Source organism: Prosthecobacter sp. Pr1, from assembly GCF_057652315.1.
Window position 1 is genome coordinate 26299 of the sequence record NZ_JBYFBS010000018.1, and the last position, 24542, is coordinate 50840.

Below are 24542 nucleotides of genomic sequence, written 5' to 3' on the forward strand. Positions count from 1 at the left end.
TGCACCCGCATGACACCCCTTCATCAACTTCGCGCCGGCGTGATCGGCACCGGCTTCATCGGACCTGTTCATATTGAGGCACTTAAACGCCTCGGCGTCACCGTGAACGGCATCTGCGGCTCCACCAAAAGCGCACGCCAGGTGGGCAATCTGTGGGGCATCCCGGAAATCTACGGCGACTACGATTATGAGGCGATGTACACCAGCCCGAACATCGACGTGGTGCACATCACCTCACCCAACAAGGTGCATGTGGAGCAGTGCCTGCATGCGCTGGAGATGGGCAAGCACGTCATCTGTGAGAAGCCGCTGGGCATGACCTCCAAGGACACGCAGATGGTGGTGGATGCCGTGCGCAAAGGCGGCAAGAAGGGCCCGGTTTTCGCAGTGAACTACATGTGCCGCTTCTTCCCCGCCATCCTCCAGATGCGCGCCATGGTGGCCCGAGGTGACCTCGGCAAGATCATCCACGTGCAGGGTCACTTCTTCCAAGACTGGCTGCTGCATGAAACGGATTACAACTGGCGCATCCTTTCCAGCGAAGGCGGCAAACTGCGCGCCGTGGGCGATGTCGGGACTCATTGGATCGACGCCGTCGGCTTCGTGCTCGGTGCCAAAACGCAGAGTGTCTTTGCCCACATCGAGACTTTCTACAAAACCCGCAAGCGCCCCAAAGGCGAGGTGAAGACCTTTGCGAAGGTGGATCCGAAGAAGATGGTGGACTACCCGGTGGACACCGAGGATTTCGGCAGCGTGCTGCTCAAATTTGGCAAAGCGAAGCATGGTTTTGCAGATGGTGTGCATGCCAATGCAAGCATCTCGCAGGTGGCCGCCGGTTGGAAATGCAGCCTGAGCTTCGGCATCTACGGCACCAAGGGCAGCGTACGCTGGGACCTGCAGCAGCCGAACGAAATCACGCTGGGGCGCCGCGATGAGCCAAATCAGATTCTGCAGCGTGGCACGCCCGGCTTCCTCGAAGACGTCGCCAACTACACCGACTACCCCCCCGGCCACGCCGAAGGCTTCAGCGACGGCCACAAGATGCACTACCGTGCCATTTACGAGCACATCGCCAGCGGCAAGCAGACCCCCGTCCTCTTCGCCACCGCCGAAGACGGCCACCACGAAATCAAACTGTGCGAGGCGATCTTGGAGAGCAGTGAGTCAAAGACGTGGGTGAAGGTGTAGGAGCTGACACATACGAGTGCGCGAAGCGTCGTGGCGTTGGCTTTCTGCAACCCTGGCGAGTTAAAGTGCGATCTTGAGAAATGCGCTAACAAGGGCATCTTAATTTATGAAAGCTAAGACCAAGGCAGTCAGCGCCAAGAACCAAGCTCGGAGGTTGATCGACAAGCTTCCCGCTTCTGCTTCATGGGACGATGTGATGCAGCAGATTTTTGTGCGTCAGAAGATCGAGGCCGGTCTTGCTGACTTGAATGCAGGCCGGCGTCATTCACAGGCCAGCATCAAACGCGAATTCGGGGTCGCGTGAATGTTTTCTGGTCCAGCCAGGCACGGAAAGATTTACGGGCCATCCGGGCCTACATCGCCAAGGATTCGGCGTTTTATGCGGATCGGATGGCAGCCAGAATCATCGAACGAATGGATGTTCTCGCGCTTCATCCGCAGGTGGGACATCCAGTCCATGAGGCACCGGATTTGGATGTGCGAGAAGTTCATGTAGCGTCTTACCGCATCATTTACAGAGTACTTCTGGATGAGGTGGAGATCGTCACGCTGGTGCATTTTGCCCAGCGCTTAAATACGAAAAAGCTGCGCTAGTCCGCTTCAGTCCAATCAAGGTGTCTGAACATATGAAGGGCTCGATTTTCGCAGAAAATCGGTCATCCTGCTTCAATGAACTGGCTGGCCCATCTTTACTTGTCGGAGCCGGAGGTGGAGTTTCAGGTGGGGAATTTGCTGCCGGACTGGTTGGGGCCGTGGGAGATGGTGGGGCTGCCGGAGGGGTTTCAGCGGGGGATTGAGAGGCATCGGGCAATCGATGCGTTCACGGATGCACATCCGCTGGTGAGGCGGAGTGTGCGGCGGTTTGAGAAGCCGTTTCGACGCTATGGCGGGGTGCTGACGGATGTGTTTTATGATCACTTCCTGGCGGCGGGCTGGAATGTGCATAGCAAGGAACCGCTGGGAGAATTTGTGCACGGTTTTTATGACTCGGTGCAGCAGGTGCAGGAGCACATTCCCGCGGAAGCGTGCGCGGTGCTGGCGCACATGCGGGCAGGAGACTGGCTGTGCTCCTACGCGACTTTGGAGGGGATTGAGATGACGCTGAGGCGGATGTCGCGGAGGCTGCGGTTTCCGTTTGATCTGGCGGCGTCAGTGGCGGTGCTGGAGGCGCAGTATGAGGGGTTTCGGGAGGACTTTGAGGGGTTCTTTCCGGAGGTGAAGACACATGTGACGCTTTAATGAAAGTGGGCATCCGGCAGCTTTTGATGAGAAATTTATGTGTTGAAATATCAACACATAGAGCTTGACGGGATGCCGATGTGTTGAATTATCAACACATCTATGTGGGACAATCTAGCTTCCAAAAATGTCAGCCGCCGTGAGCGCCAGGTGCTGGAAATCGTGATGCGGCGCAGCAAGGCGACGGCACGAGAAATCGAGGAGGACATGCCGGATGCGCCGACGTACTCGGCGGTGCGATCGATCCTGAGGCTCCTTGTGGAAAAGGGACTGCTGGTGAAATCGCTGCATGGGCGCACGGATGAGTTTACCCTGCCGATGGAGCCTGAAAAAGCGCGGGTGAAAGCGCTGCACCAGATGGTGCGAGATTTTTTCTCCAACTCTGTCGGGGCTGCAGCAATGGCTCTGCTGGGCGACCGCCGATCGAAGCTCTCGAAAGAGGAAGCTGACCAGTTGATGAAACTCATCCAGGAGGCTCGTGAGAAATGAACCCGTTCTTCACTTTGATTCATTCGTGGCTGCTCGGCGGCCTCACCTATCCGGCGCTGACGTTTGTGGTCACTGCGGCGATGAAGAGCACGGCCATCGTGCTCTTCACCTGGTGCGTGACGGCGTTTCTGGGACGGAAACCGGCGCTGATGCGTCTGTGGATGTGGCGTGCCTGCAGCGTGGCGCTGCTGAGTGTGCTGCTGTGGGCGCTCGCTCCGCGATTCGTGGATTCGTGGCGGATGAATGTGCATGTGTATCCGACGCCCATGGTCTCGCAGGCGCTGGCGCAAGCCCAGGTACTCGATCTTCTCGCAAAGAAAACACCCGATACGCAGCCGGTCACTGAAGCCGCTGCTCCACTCATTGCCTACACCACTGCGGCAAGGCCTGATGTGCCGCTGGCAACCATGCGGGTGCCTTGGATGGAGCGCCTTGAGCAGATCGTGTTTCATGGGTGGTGGTTCGTGGCGCTGCTGCTGCTGGCCTGGAGGGCATTTCGCGCAGTGTGCGGACATTTTTGGCTGCGCAAAAACACTGTGGGTGTTTTGCGCACCACAGGGCACCGTCTTGTGTGCGGGCTTGTTTCGCCAGTGGTTACAGGATGGCGCAAGGCGTGCATCTGGCTGCCGGAGGCGGCTGCGGAATGGCCTGATGCGAAGCTGCGCGCCGTGTGCCTGCACGAGATGGCGCATCACTCGCGGCATGATGGAACGTGGCAGTGGCTTGGCTGGCTCACAGCATCGGTGTGGTGGTGGAATCCGCTCGCATGGCTGGCGCTACGCCAGTTGACATCCGAAGCGGAGCTCAGCGCAGATGAGAGTGCGCTTTCCCAGCACATTGCAGCGACGGATTACGCGCAAGTGCTCGTGGAAATCGCTGCGGAGGGCGATGTGAGTGCGCCAGCGACGGGCGTGGCCATGCTGGGCCGCAGCAGCATTCAAAATCGTGTGAAGGCCCTCTTGAACGGTGCCGGGCAACACGGCGTTTTTGGCCGCAAAGCGAAGCTGACACTCATGGTGACCGCCATGGCGGCAGTGATGGCTGCGGGCGTGGAAGTAAGGCATGTGATGCAGGCGGAAAAACCATCCGAACCGCTCACCGAGGCCGAAAAGGACCTTGTTCAACGCAGTCTGGCCGTGTTGGAGCCGCAGATCGAGAAATTGCAGCGGGTGCATGTCAGACTGACGGAGACCTGGATCGCTGAAGGCAAGGAAACAGTGCGCAGCCCCCAGCCCAGCGTGATCGAGGCGTGGGTGGATGAGTCCGCACGGCAGTCACGCGCTGAATACCGGCCGCGTGTGACGCAGTGGACTGCTGGAGCGGCACCGTGGTACATCAAAGACGAAACCGAGGCCACCGATGGTTTGCGTGGCTGGAGCTATGAAGGGAGTGAGTCGAATGAGGTGCGTTTCAGCAGGGACCCGCAAGATGCATTCTTCTCGCTGTGGGAGGCACGGCCACGTGCGCGGGAACTGAGGGAGGCTTTGCAGCAGATGCTTGCCAGCGGGTGCAAGCAGTTCGGGCTGACCAGGCATGTCATTCGTGAGGAAAGCGATCGTGTCGTGATCGAGCGTCACTGGCCCGGTGGCGGGCAGATGGAGCACTGGGAGATGGATCTGAAGCAGCGCGGGCTGGCATTGTTCCGGCAGTATTTCCCCAAGCGGCCGGAGCCGTTTTCAGTCGAGTGGTCTGTGCAGAAGTGGGCAGCGCTTGATGACGGCACGCCGTATCCGATGCTCATGATGTGGAAGTATTACTCCAGCGACGGACCGGGCACCTACACGCGGCAGATCACCTCGCTGGAGACGATTTCTGGCATTCCCGCCACGCTGCTGGCACCGCCGCCAAAAGAGGTCTCGCCCTATGTGGCGACCGATGGCAAGGCTTTGCATGGCGAGGAGCTGGAGACGCGTTTTGTGCACGCTGCGACCGGAAAACCGGTGCCGGAGGTCAAGGTGCACTATGAGGTCAATGGAGGGAAGCGTCTGGAGGCGATGAGTGATCTCGATGGCATGCTGCGCCTCCCGCTGCCACCCGAAGAGGTGAAGCATCTGCGCTTCTGGGGCATGAAGGCTGGCTATGTGATGCAACGTGTTCAATGGAGTCGCTACGGAGATCCGCTGAAGCTGCCAGGAATCTACACGGTGAAACTTTACCCCGCCGGAAAGCCCATCGGCGGGCGCGTGGTGAATGAGGAAGGACAGCCAGTGAGTGGTGCGGAGGTGAACATCCAACACACGGGAGGCCCGCAGCGATGGAATGTCTTTGCTGATGTGCATGCCACGAGCCACACTGTGAAAACCGGTGCTGACGGGCGCTGGAGCATGGCAGGCTACGCGGAAGATCTCAGCGGCGCGATCATCCGGGTGGAACATCCGAATCACCAACGCATGGCGATGGACTACCGGACCGCCACAGGCCAGGCCTACGAATCGCTGCGTGACGGCAGCAGCCAAGTGGTGCTGCATGGCGAGAGTGCCGAGGTGAGCGGCCTCGTCACGGATGAAACTGGGAAGCCGGTGGCGGGCTGTGCGGTGACTCTGGGTGAGGACCGTCATGGTCATGTGGACAAGCCGCAGGCCAAAACCGGGACGGACGGTCGCTACAGGGTGCGCACCCATGAAATGGGCAAGAACTGGATCACCTTCGAAGCGCCGAGCTTAGAGCCACAGACAAAGCAGATCGAAATCGTCTCTGGCAAATCCGTGAAGCTTGACGCCCAACTCACGAAAGGCCGCGTGCTGCGGGTACAGATCATCGATGAAGCCGGGCGACCGGTGCCGTCAGTGTGGGTGGTGGCGAACCGCTGGCAGCAGAAGCGCCCGCTGTGGTTTGAAGCCACGACGGATGCTCTGGGCCGCTTTGAGTGGAACGGTGCGCCTGCGGATGAGGTGAAATGGGAGATCTTGAAGGACAACATCGCCTTGCGTGACTTTCCGCTGCTGCCTGTGGCGGAGTTGCAGACCGTGACGCTGCGTCCGGCGATCCGCTTTACCGGCACGGTGCTGGATGCACACACCGGCCAGCCTGTGACGTCGTTCAAAGTCACTCCCGGCGACACCCGACGCTCTGCGAATGACATCTTCTGGAAGAGCGAACAAACGCAGAGTTTTCGTGACGGCTCGTTCAAGCTGGATGTGTGGTGGATGCGCGAGGACCACAAGCTGCACATCACAGCGGAGGGCTACGAATCGTTCGAAACGGCGCTCTTCACACCGAAGCAGCAGACCGAGCCAATGACGATCAAACTGGTGCCATCAAAGTAAGCACATCCTGGAACTCCTTCTCAATGGTGTCACCCAGCAACGTGAAGTGGCCCATTTTGCGACGGGGGCGGACATTGAAGCGACGCTGGGCGGATGTCGCGAAGGCTGAAGTTTCGGTTTGATCTGGCGGCGTCGTTGGCGGTGCCGGGGGGGCGCAGCATGAGGGGTTTCGGGAGGACTTTGAGGCGTTTTTTCCGATGCTGAAGAGGGAGGTGCTGGAGAGATGAAGCATGGCGCATACGAGTGCGCGACAGCGTCGTGGAGTGCGGTGACAGAGATGCACGGCGCAAGCCTGCATCGGCGGCACCGCTTTTGGCAGCCGGACGGAGTTCTTGGAACTTTGTGCGTGCTACACCAGTTCGAAAGCGGTGTGGCGCTTCGCTTCCCACCGCACTCCACGACGCTGTCGCGTTCTTTTACCAGTCCGTGTGAACCTCGTAGTCGTCGGGAACTTGGATGCGCTGTGTTTTGAAACGATAGATGGATTCGATCATTGGCTTGCTAGTGTGGCGTTCGAACCAAGCTGCGGAGCACCATGGGTAATCGGCGGCTTTGGAAACCAGGCCGTGTTTTACGGCATTCTGATGGGTGTAGTTCAAGCGTGCGAAATAGGAGCGCTCATAAGTGAGCAGGGATTCGCGGTAGTTGTGCCAGACTTTTCTGCCGGGTGTACGGTCGAGCTTGTTTGCCCATTTGGCTGTTTTCTCATGAAGCGAGCCCAGCATTTCAGGAAGGGTTTCTGCGGTGGCAGGCGATTCGGCGATGAAGTGGTAATGATTGGAGAACACTGCCCAGGCTTCCAAGCGCCAGCCGAAGTCAGTGCAGAGTTTGAGCAGGCCTCGATGCAGTACTGCGAGGCGCTCGGCTCTGCGGAAATGGTGCTCTTTGAGATAAGTACCAGCTGTGACGAAGTAGATGCCGTGTGTTCCGAGGCGATGGAGCGGTGCATGGGGCCATGTGAGCTTGGAATCGGCATCGGGATGCATCGCATGACGCTACGAAATGATGAGGGTGACGCAAGCGCGGCAGCGTCGTGGAGTGCGGTGACAGAGATGCACGGCGCAAGCCTGCATCGGCGACACCGCTTTGTCAGCCGGACGTGGGTTTTCCGGACTTAGTGCTTTCTTCACCTCCTCGAAAGCGGTGTGGCGCTGCGCTTCCCACCGCACTCCAAGACGCTGTCGCGTTCGCGAATGCTTCAATCGCCGATTCCCAGAGCTTTACGGATGGCGAGGGCGTCTTGGAGGGCTTGGTCGATGGTGTCGCCGAGGACGGTGAAGTGGCCCATTTTGCGGCGGGGGCGGGCTTCGCGTTTGCCGTAGAGGTGGAGCTTGGCGCGGGGGTGATTGAGGACGGGGGACCAGTCGGGGTGCGTGAGGGGGGCGGGCCAGACGTCGCCGAGGAGATTGATCATGACGGCGGGAGTGTGCTGGGAGGCATCGCCGAGGGGGAGGCCGCAGATGGCGCGCTGCTGCTGCTGGAACTGATTGGTGCGGCAGGCGTCGATGGTGTAGTGGCCGCTGTTGTGGGGACGAGGGGCGATTTCGTTGACGATGACTTTGCCAGCGGTGGTGACGAACATTTCGACGGCCATGGTGCCGACGTAGTCGAGGCCTTCGGCGACGGCTTTCCACAATGCGATGGCCTGCTCGGTGATCTTGGGATCGACACGGGCGGGAGCGATGGTGACGTCGAGGATGTGGTGGGTGTGCTGGTTTTCGACGCAGCCGTGAGTAGCCATGCTGCCATCGATGCCGCGGGCACCGACGACGGAGACTTCGCAGACGAAGGTGACCCATTGCTCGACGACGGCGCGCTGGCCGGTGAAGCCGCTCCAGGCTTCGGCAAGATTGGTTTCGGCGGTGACTTTGCACTGGCCTTTGCCGTCGTAGCCAAAGGCGGCGGTTTTGATGACGCAGGGGCGGCCGAGTTCGGCGACGGCGGCTTCGAGTCCGGCGAGATCGTCTATCACCCGGAAGGGGGCGCAGGCGATGCCTTGATCGCGCAGGAAGTTCTTTTCGCGCTCGCGGTGCTGGGTGGTGATGAGGGCCTTGGCACCGGGGCGCAGGGGTTTTACCGATTCGACGGCGGCGAGGCAAGTGCCGGGGATGTTTTCGAACTCGGCGGTGACGACATCGACCTGCTGCAGGAAGTTGTTCAGGGCGGCGGTGTTATCGTAGGCGGCGTTGATTTCGACATCGGCGAACTGGCCGGCGGGGCAGCCCTGGTGTTCGTCGGTGAAGATGGCGATGCGATGGCCGGCACGGCGGGCCTCAAGGGCGAGCATGCGGCCGAGCTGGCCGCCGCCGAGGACGCCGATGGTCGAGGGAGGCGGGAACTTCATGCCTTGGGTGCGGCTTCGACTTCGAGTTCCTTCTGGCTTTCGAGCACCTTTTGGGTCTGGCGCTCGCGGAAGGTTTTCAGTTTTTCGACGAGCTCGGGATTGTCATTCGCGAGCATGGAGACGGCGAAGAGTCCGGCGTTCAGGGCGCCTGCATTACCAATGGCGAAGGTGGCGACGGGGATGCCGCCGGGCATCTGGACGATGGAGTAGAGGCTGTCCACGCCGCTGAGGGCGCGGCTTTGCACGGGGACGCCGAGGACGGGGATGGTGGTCATGCTGGCGGTCATGCCGGGGAGGTGGGCGGCACCGCCGGCACCGGCGATGATGCATTTGAGACCGCGCTCCGAGGCGGTGGTGGCGTAATCGTAGAGGAGCTGGGGCGTGCGGTGGGCGCTGACGACTTTCTTTTCAAAGGGGATGCCGAAGTCGGTGAGCACCTGGGCGGCATTTTGGAGGGTGGGCCAGTCGGAACTGGAGCCCATGATGATGCCCACGAGGGGCTTGCTGGCGGCGGTGTTGCTCATCGGGAAAGGTGGCAGAATGGCGGCAGGGTGGCCCGACACAAATTTTTTCTGGATGAGATTTGCCCGGGCCTGATAGGGTGCCGGTCATGATTTCAGCATTCAACCGCAGACAGGTCGTGTGGGGGGTATTCGGTCTGGCGGGCAGCGTGCTGTGCTATGTGCTGGCGTGGGTTTTCTTCGAGCAGGGCGCGACGATGGTTTTAGACTCATGCGCCTTGTCCACGAGGGCCGCTCCATGGACAGCCATGCTGGGGCTGGCCTGCATCACCTTCAGTGGCTGGCGTACTTGGAAAAACGGCGAGGGGTTCCAAAGCTACTCGGAGTCAGCTTTTTATCATGATTTTGGCGGAGGCGCAGAAACAGCAGGTGCTCACCGCGGAGCCAAGATGACGGGACTGGCTTATGCGCTGAGCCAGGCCTTCCTAGCTGGACCGCTGCTGCTGCTGAGGAGCCTGCATCGCTTGCGGAATCTCGTCCCGGATGAGGCCGGAGTGGAACAGAAGCTTGTGCATTTGCTGGCCATGCTGCAAGCGGCGAACAAGTGGCAGGGGCCCTCGGATTACCCAGGGCAGGAACGGGAGGTTTTACTGCTCAGCTTGATGAAGAAGATCGATTTCAGCCGCCACAACGGGAACGTTCGTTTTAAGGTCAGGACCTTTGAGGGAATTTAGTTTTGATTGGCATCGGCTGTCAGACGGGTTCTCTGGATGGCATCGGAGAGCTGTGTTATTATGGCGCAAGAACGCAGCGGGACTGGTTGCAGACGCTGCTGGTGAACGCTGTGTGCATCGCGTCGCTGGGTTTGCTTCCCGGCTTCGATGGCTGAAACCCAGGGTAGCCTCGCCAAGGCTCGCCAACCCTGGGCTATATTACGCAGCTCCGTTGGAGCTGGTGTGGTGCGGAGCGGAATGGCGAAAAATTGTGTTATTCTGCAAGGGGACCAGCGGGGAGGGCAGGATGTTCTAATGGTGCCAAAGCGCACGAAACATGGCCTTAACCGGGTGGCATTGATGACAATCTTTTTGAGAGCCGGCCTCGTGATCGTTTACCAAGGCCCTTGCCCGAGGCCGCAGGCTGTGCCAAGCCATTTGCCATGACTTTTCTCGACAAACTGAATCAGCGCATCGCCAAGACTGGGTCCAATCTCTGCGTGGGGCTGGATGTGCGGGCGGAAAATGCGGAGGAATCGACGAAGCGGTGGATTCTGGATGTGATCGAGCAGACGGCACCGTATGCGGCGGCGTTCAAGCCGAACTCGGCCTACTTTGAGGCGCTGGGCTGGCGCGGGATGAAGATGCTGGAGGAGATTTTGAAAGAGATCCCGAAGGAGATCCCGGTGGTGCTGGATGTGAAGCGCGGGGACATCGGTGAGACGCAGGGTTATTACGCCAAGGCGTGTTTTGAGGCGATGAACGTGGATGCGGTGACGCTGAACGCCTACATGGGCCGGGACACGCTGGAGCCGTTTTTGAAATACACGGACAAGGGGCTGTACCTGCTGGGGGTGACCTCGAATCCGGGTGCGAAGGACATCGAACTGCAGCCCACGGGTGACCGCCAGGTGTATGAACTGGTGGCCGCGATGACCGCCGGGCATCCGCAGGCGGGCCTGGTGGTGGGTTTGACGAATGCGGCACCGGATGTGCTGGACCACATCCCCGATGTGCCGCTGCTGATTCCGGGTCTGGGCGCCCAGGGGGGTGATCTGGCGGCGCTGAAGGGCAGCGGGCGGAAAGCGCCGCTGCTGGTGAATGTGTCGCGGGGCGTGCTTTATCAAAAGGATGAGCTGACCTTTGCCGCCCGAGCGGAGTTTTGGATGCGTCAAATCCAGAATGCACTCAACTGAATTTTCATTTTTAAGAATGGCAAAATCGAAACGCGGATGGCGCTTGATTGAAGCGCATTCGAGAGGATGGGTGAGCCGTTCTCATGGTTATCGATCTCAGCGAGCATCTCAAAACCCCTTTTCAGCGCCGAATCTACCGACTGGTCGGCCCTGCCTTGGAAAAGGCGCTGGGGCTGCGCGGTTTCAATGAATGCTACGAGGAGTCTGCGCGGCTGTTCAAGATGCACCCGCAGCACCCGAATGCCTTCGCGTGGTTTGATTCCGTGGCGCATTCGCTCAGCCTGCAGGAGGAAGTGGATCTGCCGGCTGAGTTTGAGTTCCCGAAACAGGGGCCGCTGATCATCGTGGCCAATCATCCGTTTGGGGTGATCGACCCCATCATGCTGGCCCGCTGGGCGGGGCAGTTCCGGCCCGATCTGAAGGTGATGACGAATTCACTGCTGCTGGCGATGAAGGAGCTGGCAGATCACGTGATCCCTGTGGACCCCTTTGGGGGTGAAGGCTCCGCGAAGCGCAATCTGGCTCCGATGAAGGAGGCTATCCGTTTGCTCCGCAGTGGTGGCGCGCTGATCATTTTCCCCGCAGGTGAAGTGGCCTCCTACAAACCCGGGCGCGGCATCGATGAACCGGCGTGGAGCAACCATGTGGGCTCCCTGGTGCGCCGCACTCAGGCGACGGTGCTGCCGGTTTACTTCCCCGGCACCAACAGTGCGCTGTTTCATGCCGCCGGGATGATCCACCCGCGCCTGCGCACCGGCCTGCTGCTGCGTGAATTCTGCAACCGTGCCAACACGATGGTGCAGATGAACGTGGGGCAGCCCATCCCCTTCTCGCGCCTGAAGAAATTTGAGGATGATGAATCACTCACGCGCTACCTGCGCATTCACACTTTTGTGCTGCACCAACGTGGCAAGGAAGAGACGGCCAAGCTGACTGTGACGGGTGAAAACGTCACGATCACACCGCCGTCTGAAACGACGCAGGCACACATGGTGGAGGAGATCGACCGCATCCGTGCCCGTGGCGGCCGTCTGGTCGGGCAGGGCGGTTTGTCGGTCTATCAGGCGCACTCGCATGAGATCCCGGTGCTGCTGCCGGAGATCGGGCGTCTGCGCGAAGTCACTTTCCGTGAAGTCGGTGAGGGCAGCGGCAACGAAGTGGACATCGACAAGTACGACCGGTACTACGAGCACCTGATTCTGTGGGATGAGGAGAAGGAGCAGGTGGCAGGGGCCTACCGGCTCGGGCGTGCGGACATCATTCTGCGCGAGTATGGTTCCAAAGGTCTGTACACCAGCACGCTGTTCCGGTTTGAAAAGCCGTTCCTGGCGAATCTGGAGCATGCGGTGGAGATGGGGCGCAGCTTCATCATCAAGGCCTACCAGCGCAATCTGGCCTCCCTGCCGCTGCTGTGGAAGGGCATCGCGCACTGGATCGCGCGGAATCCGCATTACAAGAAGCTGTTTGGCCCGGTGAGCATCAGCAAGGACTACAGCAGCCTGTCACGGAAGATGATCGTGGAGTTTTTGCAGGACAACCGGATGCACCCGCACCTCTCGAGTTTTGTGAAGGCGCGCAATCCGTTCCGGTACATGCGCACGCGCCGGATGATGCGCGAGTTCATCAGCGCGGATCTGCAGAACGTGGACGACTGCTCGGCGCTGATCTCCAGCCTGGAGACGGACGGCAAGGGCATCCCGATTCTGCTGAAGCACTACCTGAAGCTGAACGCGACGCTGCTGAGCTTCAACGTGGACAAGGATTTCTCGTCTGTGGTGGATGGCCTGATCATGGTCGATTTCACGGAGACGGATGCGCGGCTGCTGGCCAAGTACATGGGCGAAGAAAACTGCCGGCAGTATCTGGCGAGCCACAAAAAAGAAGCGGCCTGAATTCAGGCCGCTCCGTGGGGTGAGTCGGGTTTGTCCGCGGGCATCACCGGTGAACTTGGGAGGGTGTGGCAACGCTCGCCAATCCCTGTGGCGGGGAGGCGGGATGACGCTGCTGGTGGACGCGGTGGATGAAGAATGTGCTGGGTTTGCTTTCCCATTTGGTGGGAGCCAACCCAGGGTCTCCTCGCTGAGGCTCGGCTGACCCTGGGCTGTAATCCGCAGCCCCTTTGGGGCTGGTGTAAAGCGGAACGGGATGACGAAAGAGAGCAGTACCGTGGCGAGGAATGGCGGAGCTTCAGGCCTCATGTCAGCAGCGAGCAAGTGCATTCACTGAGCAGGTTCAGCCAGGCTCCATTTCAATCACTCATGGCATGGCATGCTATTAATTGCGGCTCCTAGCCAAGTACTACCACGCGCCATTGAAAACGGGTCTGAGCAGGTTTGTACGGGTAGCGTGGCGCTCCGGTCATAGGTTGGATGTGTTTGGCGTCGCAACCGCTTCTTCACTCCACAACTCCCTCCGCCAAACCGTCCGACCACGAGGGTGTTCGCACGCCCCGATGTTTGTGGAACGCTGATGGACGGGCGGGCTGTCGCCACACCCATCCTACGTATGGCGGGCATGCAAGCATTGGCTGCCCGATTTGCCTTGAAGTCTCCAACTGAAAACAAAGTCTCTTCTTCAGAGCCGAACTTTCATCGGCTCCGAAATAGACCCGTTTTCAATGTATTGTGGTATACATGCTGCCGGCAGTATCTGGCGAGCCACAAAAAAGAAACGGCCTGAATTCAGGCCGCTCCGTGGGTGAGTTAATTGACTGTTTTTGCCTTACTTGGCAGCGCCGTTGGCGGCGGCTTCCATTTCGGGCTCGATGAGGCCGTAGTCGCCGTCTTTGCGACGGAACAGGAGGGCGAGCTTGTGGGTCTTCTGATTGTGGAAGATCACGAAGGGACGCTCGCTGATTTCGAGATCCATGATGGCTTCGTCGGCATAGAGAGGACGGATTTTGTATTTTTCCTGGTGCACATAGGCGGGCTCAATGTGCTCGTCCTCGGTGTGCAGCACTTCCTGATGGAAGACCTGCTCCTCGATGTGGCGGATGGAGACTTCCTTGCGCGGGCGGTGGTTTTTGAGCAGGCGGGTCTTGTACTTGCGCATGCGCCGGGCGATCTTGGCGGCGCTTTCGTCGATCGAAGCATAGATGTCTTCGGTGACGGACTTCACTTCAATGACGATGTGGTCGGCGCAGAAAAGGATGATTTCCGCGATGTGGCGGTGATGGTTCTGCACGTCGAGCACGACCTTGGCCTCAATGATGCGGGGGTAATCAAGGTGGAGTCCTTCGATCTTTTTGTGGGCGTAATCGCGGATCGCATCGGTGACTTCCATGTGTCGTGCGGTGACGATGATGGGGAGGTTGACGTTGTGTTTTTGCATGGTGGTTCTCCTTTTTTGGTTGGACTAAAAATTACATGGTGAACCCTTCGCCCAGATAGAGGCGACGGGCTTCATCGTCATTGACGAGAAAGTCTTTGCTGCCGTGGCGGCGCACCCTGCCCTCAAAGATGAGGTAGGCGCGGTCCACGATGTTGAGGGTTTCACGGACGTTGTGGTCGGTGATGAGAATGGCGAGGCCGGCGCTGCGGAGCATGCGGATGATCTCCTGGATCTCGCTGACGGCGATGGGATCAACGCCGCTGAAGGGCTCATCGAGCATGAGCAGCTTGGGCGAGGTGACGAGGGAGCGGGCGATGGTGAGGCGGCGCTTTTCACCACCGCTGAGGGTGATGGCGAGATTGTCCGCCACATGGTCGATGCCGAACTTTTCCATCAGGGACTGGGTCTGCTCCTCACGCTCCTGGCGCGTGTAGGGCTGAGTCTCCATGACGCCCATGATGTTTTCGCGGACGGTGAGGCGGCGGAAGATGGACTCCTCCTGCGGGAGGTAGCCCATGCCGAGCCGGGAACGCATGTACATCGGCTGATTGGTGGTGTCCTTGCCATCGAACATGACCTTGCCGCCGTTGGGCTGCACGAGGCCGACGATCATGTAGAAGGTGGTGGTCTTGCCGGCACCGTTGGGGCCGAGCAGGCCGACAATCTCACCGCTTTTGACTTCGATGTCCACGCCATTGACCACGGCGCGGCCGTCATAGACTTTTTTCAATCCTTCGGTGTGCAGGAGGGTGTTCTCGTCTGGAATGATGGGCCTTGGCGTACCCGCATCAGGCGCGGTCTGCCAGGATTCTGCACGTTCTGAGGCGGGCAGGGATTCCCGGCCACCAGCATCCTTCATTCTTTTCTTTCGCGGAGCCATGTTCACTGCGGTGCGGGTGCGGGCGAATTCGAGCCACTCCTACGAGGCGTCACTTCATCTCCCTGGAGGATGAGGGTCTCATGGCCACCTGTGGTGGTCAGCTTGCCATTCTTGTCGATGATCATGATACAGCCTGCTTCGGTGGCCTTGTGCAGCTGATTGCCAGCCTGAACCTGCGGCCATTCGAGGAGGGTGGTCTGCTTGGTTTTGCCATCGTAGATGAGGTGCTTGCAGTGGCCGATCTGCAGTTCACCGTCTTCCGAAATTTTCTCGATGGTAACCATCGGGCCGCGGGCGTCCGCCTTGTCGATGGGGGGATCGGTGTTGGCAGGCTTTTTGGGGGCTGCGAGGATGTCCGCGTCTTTGGCCGCTGGGCCGACCTTTTTGGGCTTGGGGGCGCCGAGGACTCCGCCTTCCTGCTTGGTCATGAAGAGCTCCAACTCTTCACATTCGATGTACATCTGGGGGTGACGTGCTTTCACGTCGCCGGTAAAAATGCCATAGTTGTTGTTGGCATCAAAGAAGGAGCTCTTGGTCGCGGTGATGTCGATCTGACCTTTGGTGGCCTTGGGGGCCTCGTCCAAGTTCAAGGGCTGCAGAGGTTTGGGCTGCGGGCCCGGGGGCGGCGGAGGAGGAGCTTCAACGACAGCCACCATGGGGGCTGGTGCTGGCACAGAAGCAGGGGGGGTATCTGCGGCGGCGGGGGGCGTCGTCGCTGTTGGGCTGGAAGCCGAGCCCTGGCCTTGGATCATCGACTGGGCAGCCTGCAGGGCCTTCTGGCGCATCTCGGCGCTGTCGGGCGAGAGGAGCAGTTCCTTGGCCTTGTCCTTCACCGCGTCCGGCACCTGTTTGACGGCATCCTTGGCGGCATCGATCGCCTTGGCCTTGGTGTCTTCATCGACCTTCTTTTTGCGAAAATCAAAGAGCGGGCGTGTGCCGCCGGGGCCTTGAGCCAACGCGCCAACGCTGCTGACCAGCAGGGCAATGTACAGTATGGACGACGTCTTCATATCACTTGGTGGGGCGTGATTCAGCAGGTTGGGTTACCTCGCCGCTGAGAGTGCTGCTGTCAAAGATGACCATGTGGATGTTTCCTGTCATGCGTCCCTGATTTTTTGCGGTGTCAAAGATGAGGCTGTCACCTTCAATGTCGAAGGTGGGACTGCTGACGTGGCTGCGCTCCGTGCTGCGCAGGATGCCGCCGCTGGCTGCCATCTGATAGAAGGCGGTCTTGAGGTCGATGCGGACGTCGTTTTTCGGATCGGCATTGAACATCTGGACCACGAGATTTTCCGCGTAGATGCGTTCGTCATCCACCCGGCGGAGCGTGTCTGCGGTGATGAGCGAGGTGCGACGGCCGGTGGAGTCAAAGGAGGGGATGAACGCGCCCTTGTTCACGGCTCCGGGCGGGACCATCTGCAAAAAAGCGCTGATGCCGGAGTCTGCCGGCGCCGGCTGCTGGGCGGTGGCGAACATGACGAGGCCCGCCAGCACGCCGAGCGTGATGGAGACCGCGAGTCTGCGGTGGTAGAGCAGCTCAAGTGATGTCACGAACGAGGCCATGAATCTTCCGCAAGGTTTCCACCACTTCAGCGATCTGCGAAAGCGGGATTTGATTGGGGCCGTCTGAAAAGGCGTTGGCAGGATCCGGGTGCGTTTCCATGAACACACCGTCGCATCCTGTGGCGACTGCGGCGCGGGCGAGTACGGGGGCCAGCTTGCCATCGCCACCGGTGGCGGTGCCAAGGCCGCCGGGGCGCTGCACACTGTGGGTGGCATCCATGACGACACGGTAGCCGAGCTCGCGCATCCAGTAGAGAGATCGCATGTCGGCGACGAGGTTGTTGTAACCAAAGGTGGTGCCGCGCTCGGTGAACATGAAATTCTGGCAGCCGGCACTGACCAGCTTGTCAGCAATATTACGCACGTCCCACGGGGCGAGGAACTGGCCCTTTTTGACATTCACTGCGCGGCCGGTTTCGCCGGCAGCGACGATCAGATCCGTCTGGCGGCAGAGAAAGGCGGGGATTTGCAGGAGGTCGATGTGTTCTGCGGCCTGCCGGGCTTCCTCGACGCTGTGGATGTCTGTCGTGACAGGGACGCCGAGTTTCGCGCCGATCTGGGCCAGCAGCTTGCAGCCGGCCTCGCAGCCGAGGCCGCGGTAGGAGGAAATGGCGCTGCGGTTGGCCTTGTCGTAGGAGGCTTTGAAAATCCAGCGCCAGCCGTACTGCTGCGCCATGGCACCCAGTTTTTCAGCGACATCCCAGATGAATTCCTCGCTCTCGATTACGCAAGGGCCAAGCATCAGGACCGGTTCCGTGCCATCCATCGACACAGACCCTATTTTCACCACCGGAAGAGAGAACAACCCCATAAAAACTTAATATTGATTCTGGGAGCCTCGCTCCAGAATCGGTTTTGAAGTTTTCCAACCCCGTTGCGCGGCCCGCTATGGAAGAAATGTAGCGGGCAGGGGGGGAAAGACAACGGAAGATTCTCGCGAGGAATTATGCATCCAAGCGCCGCACTTCGAGTTCGACTTGAAGGGCGGCCGTGGCTCCGGGGGGGCCGTCGAAGTGGCCGGAGACGGGGGCGGCGTCCTGATAGTCACGGCCGGTGGCGATTTTGATGTGGCGTTCGTCGGCCAGGGTGTCGTTGGTGGGGTCCAGGCCGAACCAGCCTTTGCCGGGAATGTGGACCTCACACCAAGCGTGGGAGGCCTGGGCACCGCGCAGGTGGGAGTCGGGGCCGTTGTAGAGATAACCGCTGATGTAACGGGCCGGAATGCCGAGGGAGCGGCAGACGCCGATCATGAGATGGGTGAAGTCCTGGCAGACGCCTTGTTTCTTCTCCAGCACCTCATTCATGTGCGTGGAGGCGGTGGTGCTGCTGGGGGCGTAGGTCCACTCGCGGAAGATGTGGTGCATCACGGCCTCGGCGGTTTCAAAAACATCGTTGCTGTCGTTGCGGATGTCGATACCGAGCCGCCAGACTTCGGGCGTGACTTCCACGTAGCGGCTGGTGCCTAAAAAAGGGGAGACCATTTCGTCGGTCTCGCTTTTGAGTGCTTCAAAGCGCACACCGAGGGGTTTGCCGTCCTTGTAGGGATTGGTGGTGTTGATCGTCGATTGGGACTCGATGATCAGATCTTTATGCGGCTCTGGAATGTCGAAGTAGTGAACGTAGTTGAGCCAGTTGTCCCGGAAGTGCTGGAGCCGGGCAGGCGGCTTGACGTTGAGCAGGAAGAATTCGAGACGTGATTTGTCGTCCGTGACGGGACGCAAACGCACTTCGTTGTAGCTGTCACGTACCGCAGCACGATAAACGTAGCGGGTACGGTGGAAGACTCGGAATCGCATGGCGAGCAGCAGGGGATGCCAAGGATCTGTTACTGTTGTTGTTGCTGCTGCTGTTGCTGGACCTGGAGATCTTCGTCGGTGTGGGCGTGGTAGGCACCTGGGGCAACGCTTTCCACCGGGGCATCGTCGTCGCTCAGTTGCGAGAGTTCGGCGTGCTGTACGAAGGTCTGGAAGATGGCCTCGCCGATCTGATTCAGGCGAAGCTGAAGATCGTCGATGTATTCATGCAGGCCGGTGGCGAGCACTTCTTCAACGGTGGTGTAGGCCAGATCGGCGCGCAAACGGCCCACGTGGCGCAGGGGCAAGGGCATGCCTTTGAGGCCGGCATCCGCACAGAGAGATTTCAGGGCCGTTTCAGCTTCAGCGACACAGCAGGCGATGGAGCGCGGGAAGGTTTCGTCGAGCAGAAGATAGCCAATGATTTTGGAAGGATCCAGGCGGCGGTGATGGGCCTGGAACGCATGCCAGGCGGAACAGGAGCGCAGCAGGGCGGCCCAGCGCAGAGGCCGGGCCTGTGCGTGGGGCGGGAGCTCCAAGGAGAGGCCGGAGCAGGTGTCCAGCAGGCGGGACATTTTGTCCGCACGCTCCAAGCAGGTGCCGAGGCGGAGGAAGTGCCAGATCTCACCGCGCGGGGTGGTGGAATCTGCGATGCCCTGGAACTGATAGGAACCGCGGAGCACGCGCTCGTAAAAGGCGGCGCTCTGGGTGCGATGCATGGCCTTGCCTTCGGCGGATTCGACGAAGAGGCGCAGGGAGTTCAGCGATTCCCAGATTTCATCGGAGATCTGATCCCGCACGGTGCGCGCGTTTTCACGGGCGGCCCGGATGCTGTTGAGCATCGAGTTGGGATTGTCAGAACGGACGGCGAGGAATTCGGTGACGTCCTTGCCTTTGATTTTTTTATGCAGCTTGGAATAAGCCTCTTCATCGCCGGTGGTGGCGAGGAGGGGCTGCCAGAACTGCGCTTCATCGACGCCTTCGGCTCCGGCATCCAGCAGGAGGTCCTGCGTGGAAAGGAGGAGGCGTGAGAGGTTTTCGGCACGCTCAACGTAGCGTGCCATCCAGTAAATGCTGTCTGCGACTCGGCTAAGCATGGCGTTTGATCAGGCGGCGGGTGGGGTTTCGGCAGGCATGTCGAGGGGATCATCCCAGAGCACCCAGGTGTCTTTGCTGCCGCCTCCTTGAGACGAATTGACGACGAGCGAGCCTTTTTTCAGCGCCACGCGGGTGAGACCGCCGGGGACGACGCGAACGCGGTCGCCACAGAGCACATAGGGGCGCAGGTCGATGTGACGGCCTTCGAAGTGGTCGTCCACAAAGACGGGATGGCGGGAGAGCTGGAGAACGGGCTGCGCGATGTAGTTGCGCGGGTTCTTCTTGATGCGCTCGCCAAATTCTGCGCGCTCCTTTTTGGAAGCGTGGGGCCCCATGAGCATGCCGTAGCCGCCGGATTCGTTCACGGCCTTGACCACGAGCTTGTCGAGGTTGTCGAGGATGTAGGAGCATTCCTTTTCATCCACGCCGAGATGGGTGGGCACGTTCGGCAGGATGGGATCCTGATCGAGGTAGTATTTGATCATCTTCGGCACGAGGGCGTAGACCGCCTTGTCATCGGCGACGCCGGTACCGATGGAGTTGGCGAGGGCGACGTTGCCTTTGCGATAGGCATTGATAATGCCCGGAACGCCGAGGAGGGAGTCTTTGCGGAAGACCTGGGGGTCGAGGAAGTCGTCGTCGATGCGGCGATAGATGACGTGCACCTGCTCCAGGCCTTTGGTGGTGCGCATGAAGACGCGGTCATTGCGGAGGATGAGATCGCGGCCTTCCACGATGGGCACGCCCATCTGCTTGGCGAGGTAGCAGTGCTCAAAGTAGGCGCTGTTGTAGATGCCGGGAGTGAGGACGACGATGGCAGGGTCCAGAACGCCGCTGGGGGCGAGGTGGGCGAGCGTCTCACGCAGCATGGAACCGTAGGCATCCACCGGACGCACGGGCAGCTGCTGCAGCAGGCCGGGGAAGGCGCGCTTCATCGCATTGCGATTTTCCAGCATGTAGGAGGCGCCGGAGGGGCAGCGGCCATTGTCTTCGAGGACGTAGTAGTCGCCCTTGCCATCGCGTACGAGATCGGTGCCGCAGATGTGGATGTAGATGCCGTGCGGCACTTTGATGCCACGGAACTCAGGCCGGTAATGCGAGGCGGAGAGTACCAGCTCGGCAGGGACCGCCTTGTCAGTGATGATCTTCTGACCGTGGTAGATGTCATTGAGGAAGAGGTTCAGCGCGGTGATGCGCTGGATGAGCCCGGCCTCAATGGTCTCCCATTCACGCTGCGGTATGATGCGCGGCATGAGATCGAAGGGAAATATTCGTTCCGTCCCTTGGTCGTCACCATAAACAGTGAACGTCACGCCCTGGCGGAGGAACGCGGCATCCACGGCCTTTTGGCGAGCGGAGTATTCGGACGGAGTGAGTGAACCTACACTATCAAGCATGGCTCCGTAGTGCGGACGTGCCTTCCCGGATTTGGAAAACACTTCGTCGAAGAAGCCCTCTGGTTGGTAGTCGTTAAACAGTGACGACATGAGGTGATATAATATAGCAGGGCCTGTGCCAGAGTTTGAATGTCTTTGAAAATGGCATCGGCTGGAGGGTCTTGATCAGGTTCCCACCGGCTCGACATCCACGCCTACGCCGACGGTGTGCCTGCCACCGCCAGTAATGATGCCACGCACGGGGCTGACATCCGAGAAATCACGACCGATGGCCACGGTGATGTGGTCGAGAGAAGTGAAGCAGTTGTTGGTGGGGTCGAAATCGACCCAGCCAAAGCCTGGAACAAAACAGGAGGCCCAGGCATGTGAGGCATCGACTCCCTGAAGCCGTGGTTTGCCTGCGGGCGGATGCGTGCGCAAGTAGCCGCTGATGTAGCGTGCAGGCAGGCCCATGGCGCGGAGGCTGGCGATGGCGAGATGCGCGAAGTCCTGGCAGACACCGCGTTTTTTCTCAAGCACTTCGTTCAGCGGGGTGCTGATGGTGGTGGCCTTCGGATCAAACACGAACTCACGATAGATGCGGCGGCAGAGATCGGCGGTGGCGGCGAGCACGGGACGGCCTTTGGTGAAACTGGGCAGGGCAAAATCACGCAGCGGCATTTCATGGGTCAGCAGCGGGCTGCCGAAGACGAACTGGCAAGGGTCCAGGAGATCCACAGCCACGGGGTCACGAAACATCGCGGCAACGTTCTCCCAAGGCGGTGTCTGGAGGGGATCGGGCTGCAGCACCGGCATCAAAGAAACGAGGCTGCGCGAGATCACTTCAAATTGCTTGTGGAGCTTCTGCACCGAGAAGCAGGATACCAGATTGCCAAAGGAATCGGTATGCTCCGTGAGCAGATCGGGTTCTGGATCAAAACTGAGGCTGAACTCCAGGCAGCGCTGCGTTTCGGTATCACGCGGGCGCAGACGCGCGGCATGGTGAGACACGACCACCCGCGAGCTGTAGACGTACGTCGTGCGATGAGTGATGCGGTAGTTCATCACGTGGACAGTGTGTCAGCAGGCACATCATCGCTGCTGCTGATGGTGGAATGCGCGAAATAACCGGCGGTGAGCGCGTCATTGAGGACCGGCATGGCCTCGATGAGCTGGGTGAGCAGCTTGGCCACCTGGGTCTGCGACCAGCCACCCGGCTCGACACGGGCGAGCTCTGTGGGATCACACAGCTGCAAGCGGGTGCTGTTTTCCAAAAACACGCGCATCGCCGGCGTGAGAACTGCGGAGTTTTGCTCGTGGGGCAGATGCTTGAACTGCTGGCGGATGCGCTCGAACTGAAAGCGCAGGCCGCGAGGATTCAGGTCGTCGAGCATGAGCAGGTCATACACGGCGGCGAGCTGCGGGAGAAGACTGTAGCGGTTGCGGTAGGTGATGGTGCTGTCACCCACCTCGAGAATGGCCTCCAGCAGGCTGGGGTTTTCGGCGTCGGCGCTGCGGAGTCCGGCGCGCAGAAGCTCGCAAATGTACACGGTGCGCTCAATGCGGTGGCCAATGTCGAGGAACATCCAGCCCTGGGCGCGCGTCATGTTTTCCTTGGCGAGGCCGTGGAAGGAGGCGAGTTCGAGGATGATGCGGGTGAGGACGTTCAGCGCGTCCGACATGGGTGTGACGCTCGGCGTGTTGTCGTAAGCGTCGAGCGCATCGCCAAGCTGGCTGATGACGCGCCAGGTATCGATGGATATGCGATCACGCAGCAGGACGCCGATGCGCTGGATGTGAGCCACGCTGGAACGAATGCTGGTAGGGTGATTGGCATCGAAGACGGCCTCCAGCAGCCGGGCCTCCAGCTGCTCCTGCTGGGAGGCGAGTGAGGCGGCGTCCGGCACATCATCCAGAACGGTGAGACTCTTCAAGGCCTCCAGCAAGGGAAGCAGGAGAGGTGTTTCGCTCATGCCGCTTTCCGGAGAGCAGCGCAGCAGGGTGGAGCGCAGGAGGCGTGCGCTGGATTCAGCGCGTTCGGCGTAGCGACCGAGCCAGTAGAGATGATTCGCCACACGACTGCCCAGGTTGTGGCCGGTACGGCGGAGTTCCACCGGAGTGCTGGTGCTGGAGAGCAGCGTGACGTTTTCCACCGGCCCTTCACTGAGCACCCAGGTGTCTTTGCTGGTGCCACCCTTCTGCATGGACACCAGAGGGGAATCCATCGAGGCGGCGACGCGCGTCAGGGCGCCGGGCATGACCATGTAGCCGTCCTTGGTGGCGACGAGATAAACGCGGACGCTCACGGGCTTGTGGACGAGGTGACCGTCCTCCCACACCGGAGCGGTGGAGAAGGCGATCTTTTCCTGAGCCGCCCAGCGGTCCGGGGCAAAGCGCATGCGTTCAGCAAGGGAGGCACGCTCGGCACCGCTGAGGCGCCCGCCAAAGCAGGCCTCACGTCCGCGCACCCGGAAGGCGCTCTTGATGACCAGACGGTCGAGGTTTTTTTCCACTTCGCCACGTGGGCGTTCCTGTCCGCACCACCAGGTGGCGACCGAGGGCATGAGCAGCTCCGAGCCCAGCAGTTTGCGGCACAGGCCCGGCAAGAAGGCCATCATGGCGGGGGCTTCAGCGAGACCGGAGCCGAGGGCATTTCCCAAGGACACATTGCCGGCACGCACGGCGCGTACGAGGCCGGGAACGCCGAGCATCGAGTCGTTGCGCAGTTCCAGCGGATCGCAGAAATCGTCATCCACCCGGCGCAGGATCACATCCACGGGTTCGAGGCCGTTGAGGGTCTTCAAATAGACGCGGTCATCGCGCACGGTGAGGTCTTCGCCTTCCACCAAGGTGTAGCCGAGGTAGCGGGCCAGATAGGCCTGCTCGAAGTAGGTTTCGTTGTAGGGCCCGGGGGTCAGCAGCACGACGCGGGGCTCCTCCACCGGGCGTGGCGCGAGGGCGGCCAGGGACTGCTGCATCTGGCGGAAGAACCCGGCGAGACGGCGCACGCGAGCATCACGAAACACGTCTGGCAGCAATCGCGACGTGATCAGGCGGTTTTCCAAAGCGTAGCCCGAACCGGTCGGGATCTGGGTGCGGTCGGAGATGACCCACCACTGGCCGTCGGGCGAGCGTGCGAGATCCGCACCGTACACCTGGAGTGGCTTGGCGTTTGGCAGCTTGATGCCGTGGCAGGGGCGCAGATAGGCGGGCTGCCCGAGCACGAGCGCCGCAGGCATGCTGCCCTCACGGATCAACTGCTGCGGACCGTAGCTGTCGTTCAAAATCGCGTTCAGCAGGGTCGCACGTTGAATCAGCGCCTTCTCGATGCCCTCCCATTCGCGAGCCGAAATGACAAACGGCACCGGGTCCATCTTCCAGGGGGTGTCGAGGCCTTTGTCGTCGTAGATGTTGAAGGTGACGCCGCGCTCCGCCAGCAGGCGGCGAGTGGTGTCTGCCAGGCGCTTAACGCCGGCGGTATCCCGGCGGTGGAGATCGGCGATGATCGGCTCGTAATGCGGGCGCACTTTGCCGCTGGCATCCCGCAGTTCATCGTAATGCCCGCGGGTGTCAGGACCATCCAAGCGCGACATCACCGCCCGTTGT

The 24542-nt window shown here is 60.3% G+C and carries 23 protein-coding genes; 9 read left to right on the forward strand and 14 right to left on the reverse strand.

The genetic code is table 11. The features are described 5' to 3' along the window. The first annotated feature begins 9 nt into the window (after positions 1-9). The 6 genes from AC24GY_RS23035 to AC24GY_RS23060 all read left to right on the forward strand — a co-directional run bounded on the left by AC24GY_RS23035 (position 10) and on the right by AC24GY_RS23060 (position 6182). The gene (locus AC24GY_RS23035) at positions 10-1188 is read left to right on the forward strand and encodes a Gfo/Idh/MocA family protein (RefSeq protein WP_487687676.1); all 1179 of its coding nucleotides are present in this window, start codon (positions 10-12) and stop codon (positions 1186-1188) included. Between the two features lie 106 nt (positions 1189-1294). After that, complete coding sequence (locus AC24GY_RS23040) at positions 1295-1492, forward strand: hypothetical protein (protein WP_461527577.1); 198 nt, start codon at positions 1295-1297, stop codon at positions 1490-1492. After that, on the forward strand, positions 1489-1782 hold the full coding sequence (locus AC24GY_RS23045; RefSeq protein WP_487687678.1) for a type II toxin-antitoxin system RelE/ParE family toxin: 294 nt from the start codon (positions 1489-1491) through the stop codon (positions 1780-1782). Before AC24GY_RS23040 ends, AC24GY_RS23045 begins: the two co-directional genes overlap by 4 nt. 75 nt (positions 1783-1857) lie before the next feature. Beyond that, the gene (locus tag AC24GY_RS23050; protein ID WP_487687680.1) at positions 1858-2427 is read left to right on the forward strand and encodes an acyl carrier protein phosphodiesterase; all 570 of its coding nucleotides are present in this window, start codon (positions 1858-1860) and stop codon (positions 2425-2427) included. Positions 2428-2529: 102 nt separating this feature from the next. After that, positions 2530-2916 (forward strand): BlaI/MecI/CopY family transcriptional regulator, encoded by a 387-nt coding sequence (locus AC24GY_RS23055; protein WP_422318771.1) that lies wholly within the window; start codon positions 2530-2532, stop codon positions 2914-2916. Continuing rightward, positions 2913-6182, forward strand: coding sequence for a M56 family metallopeptidase (locus AC24GY_RS23060; protein WP_487687682.1), 3270 nt, complete (start codon positions 2913-2915; stop codon positions 6180-6182). The genes AC24GY_RS23055 and AC24GY_RS23060 overlap by 4 nt, the downstream gene beginning before the upstream one ends. On the opposite strand, the gene AC24GY_RS23065 is transcribed toward AC24GY_RS23060, so the two are convergent. The 4 genes from AC24GY_RS23065 to purE form a co-directional block, all read right to left on the reverse strand. Next, positions 6160-6480 (reverse strand): hypothetical protein, encoded by a 321-nt coding sequence (locus AC24GY_RS23065; RefSeq protein WP_487687685.1) that lies wholly within the window; start codon positions 6478-6480, stop codon positions 6160-6162. The genes AC24GY_RS23060 and AC24GY_RS23065 overlap by 23 nt on opposite strands. 118 nt (positions 6481-6598) lie before the next feature. Continuing rightward, a complete protein-coding gene (locus tag AC24GY_RS23070) occupies positions 6599-7168 on the reverse strand; it encodes a transposase (RefSeq protein ID WP_487687687.1) in 570 nt (189 codons plus the stop codon). 212 nt (positions 7169-7380) lie between these two features. Continuing rightward, positions 7381-8526, reverse strand: a complete 1146-nt coding sequence (locus tag AC24GY_RS23075; RefSeq protein ID WP_487687689.1) for a 5-(carboxyamino)imidazole ribonucleotide synthase — start codon at positions 8524-8526, stop codon at positions 7381-7383. Then, positions 8523-9050 carry a 5-(carboxyamino)imidazole ribonucleotide mutase gene (gene purE, locus AC24GY_RS23080; protein WP_487687691.1) on the reverse strand — a complete coding sequence of 176 codons (528 nt, stop codon included), beginning with the start codon at positions 9048-9050 and terminating at the stop codon, positions 8523-8525. Before purE ends, AC24GY_RS23075 begins: the two co-directional genes overlap by 4 nt. Positions 9051-9127: 77 nt before the next feature. Between purE and AC24GY_RS23085 the strand changes: the two genes are divergently transcribed. From AC24GY_RS23085 to AC24GY_RS23095, 3 genes are all read left to right on the forward strand, one after another. Further along, positions 9128-9721, forward strand: a complete 594-nt coding sequence (locus AC24GY_RS23085; RefSeq protein ID WP_487687693.1) for a hypothetical protein — start codon at positions 9128-9130, stop codon at positions 9719-9721. A 422-nt stretch (positions 9722-10143) separates the two neighbouring features. Continuing rightward, a complete protein-coding gene (gene pyrF / locus AC24GY_RS23090) occupies positions 10144-10896 on the forward strand; it encodes an orotidine-5'-phosphate decarboxylase (RefSeq protein WP_487687695.1) in 753 nt (250 codons plus the stop codon). Positions 10897-10979: 83 nt separating this feature from the next. Continuing rightward, complete coding sequence (locus AC24GY_RS23095) at positions 10980-12788, forward strand: bifunctional lysophospholipid acyltransferase family protein/GNAT family N-acetyltransferase (RefSeq protein WP_487687698.1); 1809 nt, start codon at positions 10980-10982, stop codon at positions 12786-12788. Between the two features lie 829 nt (positions 12789-13617). Here the strand turns inward: AC24GY_RS23095 and hpf are convergent. The 10 genes from hpf to AC24GY_RS23145 all read right to left on the reverse strand — a co-directional run bounded on the left by hpf (position 13618) and on the right by AC24GY_RS23145 (position 24529). Then, the gene (hpf, locus tag AC24GY_RS23100; RefSeq protein WP_422318786.1) at positions 13618-14226 is read right to left on the reverse strand and encodes a ribosome hibernation-promoting factor, HPF/YfiA family; all 609 of its coding nucleotides are present in this window, start codon (positions 14224-14226) and stop codon (positions 13618-13620) included. Between the two features lie 31 nt (positions 14227-14257). Further along, the gene (gene lptB, locus AC24GY_RS23105; protein ID WP_487687701.1) at positions 14258-15106 is read right to left on the reverse strand and encodes an LPS export ABC transporter ATP-binding protein; all 849 of its coding nucleotides are present in this window, start codon (positions 15104-15106) and stop codon (positions 14258-14260) included. A gap of 2 nt (positions 15107-15108) precedes the next feature. Next, positions 15109-16116 (reverse strand): LptA/OstA family protein, encoded by a 1008-nt coding sequence (locus tag AC24GY_RS23110; RefSeq protein ID WP_422318790.1) that lies wholly within the window; start codon positions 16114-16116, stop codon positions 15109-15111. A gap of 1 nt (position 16117) precedes the next feature. Beyond that, complete coding sequence (locus tag AC24GY_RS23115; protein WP_422318792.1) at positions 16118-16669, reverse strand: hypothetical protein; 552 nt, start codon at positions 16667-16669, stop codon at positions 16118-16120. Beyond that, positions 16644-17480: a 3-deoxy-8-phosphooctulonate synthase gene (kdsA, locus tag AC24GY_RS23120; RefSeq protein WP_422318794.1), complete on the reverse strand. Its 837-nt coding sequence runs from the start codon at positions 17478-17480 to the stop codon at positions 16644-16646. Before kdsA ends, AC24GY_RS23115 begins: the two co-directional genes overlap by 26 nt. A gap of 133 nt (positions 17481-17613) precedes the next feature. Further along, positions 17614-18465: a transglutaminase family protein gene (locus AC24GY_RS23125; protein WP_487687705.1), complete on the reverse strand. Its 852-nt coding sequence runs from the start codon at positions 18463-18465 to the stop codon at positions 17614-17616. Between the two features lie 29 nt (positions 18466-18494). Then, positions 18495-19559 (reverse strand): alpha-E domain-containing protein, encoded by a 1065-nt coding sequence (locus AC24GY_RS23130; RefSeq protein WP_487687708.1) that lies wholly within the window; start codon positions 19557-19559, stop codon positions 18495-18497. A 9-nt stretch (positions 19560-19568) separates the two neighbouring features. Then, positions 19569-21047: a circularly permuted type 2 ATP-grasp protein gene (locus AC24GY_RS23135; protein WP_422318800.1), complete on the reverse strand. Its 1479-nt coding sequence runs from the start codon at positions 21045-21047 to the stop codon at positions 19569-19571. A 75-nt stretch (positions 21048-21122) separates the two neighbouring features. Then, complete coding sequence (locus AC24GY_RS23140) at positions 21123-22001, reverse strand: transglutaminase family protein (RefSeq protein WP_422318802.1); 879 nt, start codon at positions 21999-22001, stop codon at positions 21123-21125. Continuing rightward, on the reverse strand, positions 22001-24529 hold the full coding sequence (locus AC24GY_RS23145) for a circularly permuted type 2 ATP-grasp protein (RefSeq protein WP_487687712.1): 2529 nt from the start codon (positions 24527-24529) through the stop codon (positions 22001-22003). Before AC24GY_RS23145 ends, AC24GY_RS23140 begins: the two co-directional genes overlap by 1 nt. Between the last annotated feature and the right edge of the window lie 13 nt (positions 24530-24542).

Coding starts and splice junctions, on each gene's coding strand:
- AC24GY_RS23035 (WP_487687676.1), top strand. CDS start 10: ATGACACCCCTTCATCAACTTCGCGCCGGCGTGATCGGCACCGGCTTC.
- AC24GY_RS23040 (WP_461527577.1), top strand. CDS start 1,295: ATGAAAGCTAAGACCAAGGCAGTCAGCGCCAAGAACCAAGCTCGGAGG.
- AC24GY_RS23050 (WP_487687680.1), top strand. CDS start 1,858: ATGAACTGGCTGGCCCATCTTTACTTGTCGGAGCCGGAGGTGGAGTTT.
- AC24GY_RS23055 (WP_422318771.1), top strand. CDS start 2,530: ATGTGGGACAATCTAGCTTCCAAAAATGTCAGCCGCCGTGAGCGCCAG.
- AC24GY_RS23060 (WP_487687682.1), top strand. CDS start 2,913: ATGAACCCGTTCTTCACTTTGATTCATTCGTGGCTGCTCGGCGGCCTC.
- AC24GY_RS23065 (WP_487687685.1), bottom strand. CDS start 6,480: ATGCAGGCTTGCGCCGTGCATCTCTGTCACCGCACTCCACGACGCTGT.
- AC24GY_RS23070 (WP_487687687.1), bottom strand. CDS start 7,168: ATGCATCCCGATGCCGATTCCAAGCTCACATGGCCCCATGCACCGCTC.
- AC24GY_RS23075 (WP_487687689.1), bottom strand. CDS start 8,526: ATGAAGTTCCCGCCTCCCTCGACCATCGGCGTCCTCGGCGGCGGCCAG.
- purE (WP_487687691.1), bottom strand. CDS start 9,050: ATGAGCAACACCGCCGCCAGCAAGCCCCTCGTGGGCATCATCATGGGC.
- pyrF (WP_487687695.1), top strand. CDS start 10,144: ATGACTTTTCTCGACAAACTGAATCAGCGCATCGCCAAGACTGGGTCC.
- AC24GY_RS23095 (WP_487687698.1), top strand. CDS start 10,980: ATGGTTATCGATCTCAGCGAGCATCTCAAAACCCCTTTTCAGCGCCGA.
- hpf (WP_422318786.1), bottom strand. CDS start 14,226: ATGCAAAAACACAACGTCAACCTCCCCATCATCGTCACCGCACGACAC.
- lptB (WP_487687701.1), bottom strand. CDS start 15,106: ATGGCTCCGCGAAAGAAAAGAATGAAGGATGCTGGTGGCCGGGAATCC.
- AC24GY_RS23110 (WP_422318790.1), bottom strand. CDS start 16,116: ATGAAGACGTCGTCCATACTGTACATTGCCCTGCTGGTCAGCAGCGTT.
- AC24GY_RS23115 (WP_422318792.1), bottom strand. CDS start 16,669: ATGGCCTCGTTCGTGACATCACTTGAGCTGCTCTACCACCGCAGACTC.
- kdsA (WP_422318794.1), bottom strand. CDS start 17,480: ATGGGGTTGTTCTCTCTTCCGGTGGTGAAAATAGGGTCTGTGTCGATG.
- AC24GY_RS23125 (WP_487687705.1), bottom strand. CDS start 18,465: ATGCGATTCCGAGTCTTCCACCGTACCCGCTACGTTTATCGTGCTGCG.
- AC24GY_RS23130 (WP_487687708.1), bottom strand. CDS start 19,559: ATGCTTAGCCGAGTCGCAGACAGCATTTACTGGATGGCACGCTACGTT.
- AC24GY_RS23135 (WP_422318800.1), bottom strand. CDS start 21,047: ATGTCGTCACTGTTTAACGACTACCAACCAGAGGGCTTCTTCGACGAA.
- AC24GY_RS23140 (WP_422318802.1), bottom strand. CDS start 22,001: ATGAACTACCGCATCACTCATCGCACGACGTACGTCTACAGCTCGCGG.
- AC24GY_RS23145 (WP_487687712.1), bottom strand. CDS start 24,529: ATGTCGCGCTTGGATGGTCCTGACACCCGCGGGCATTACGATGAACTG.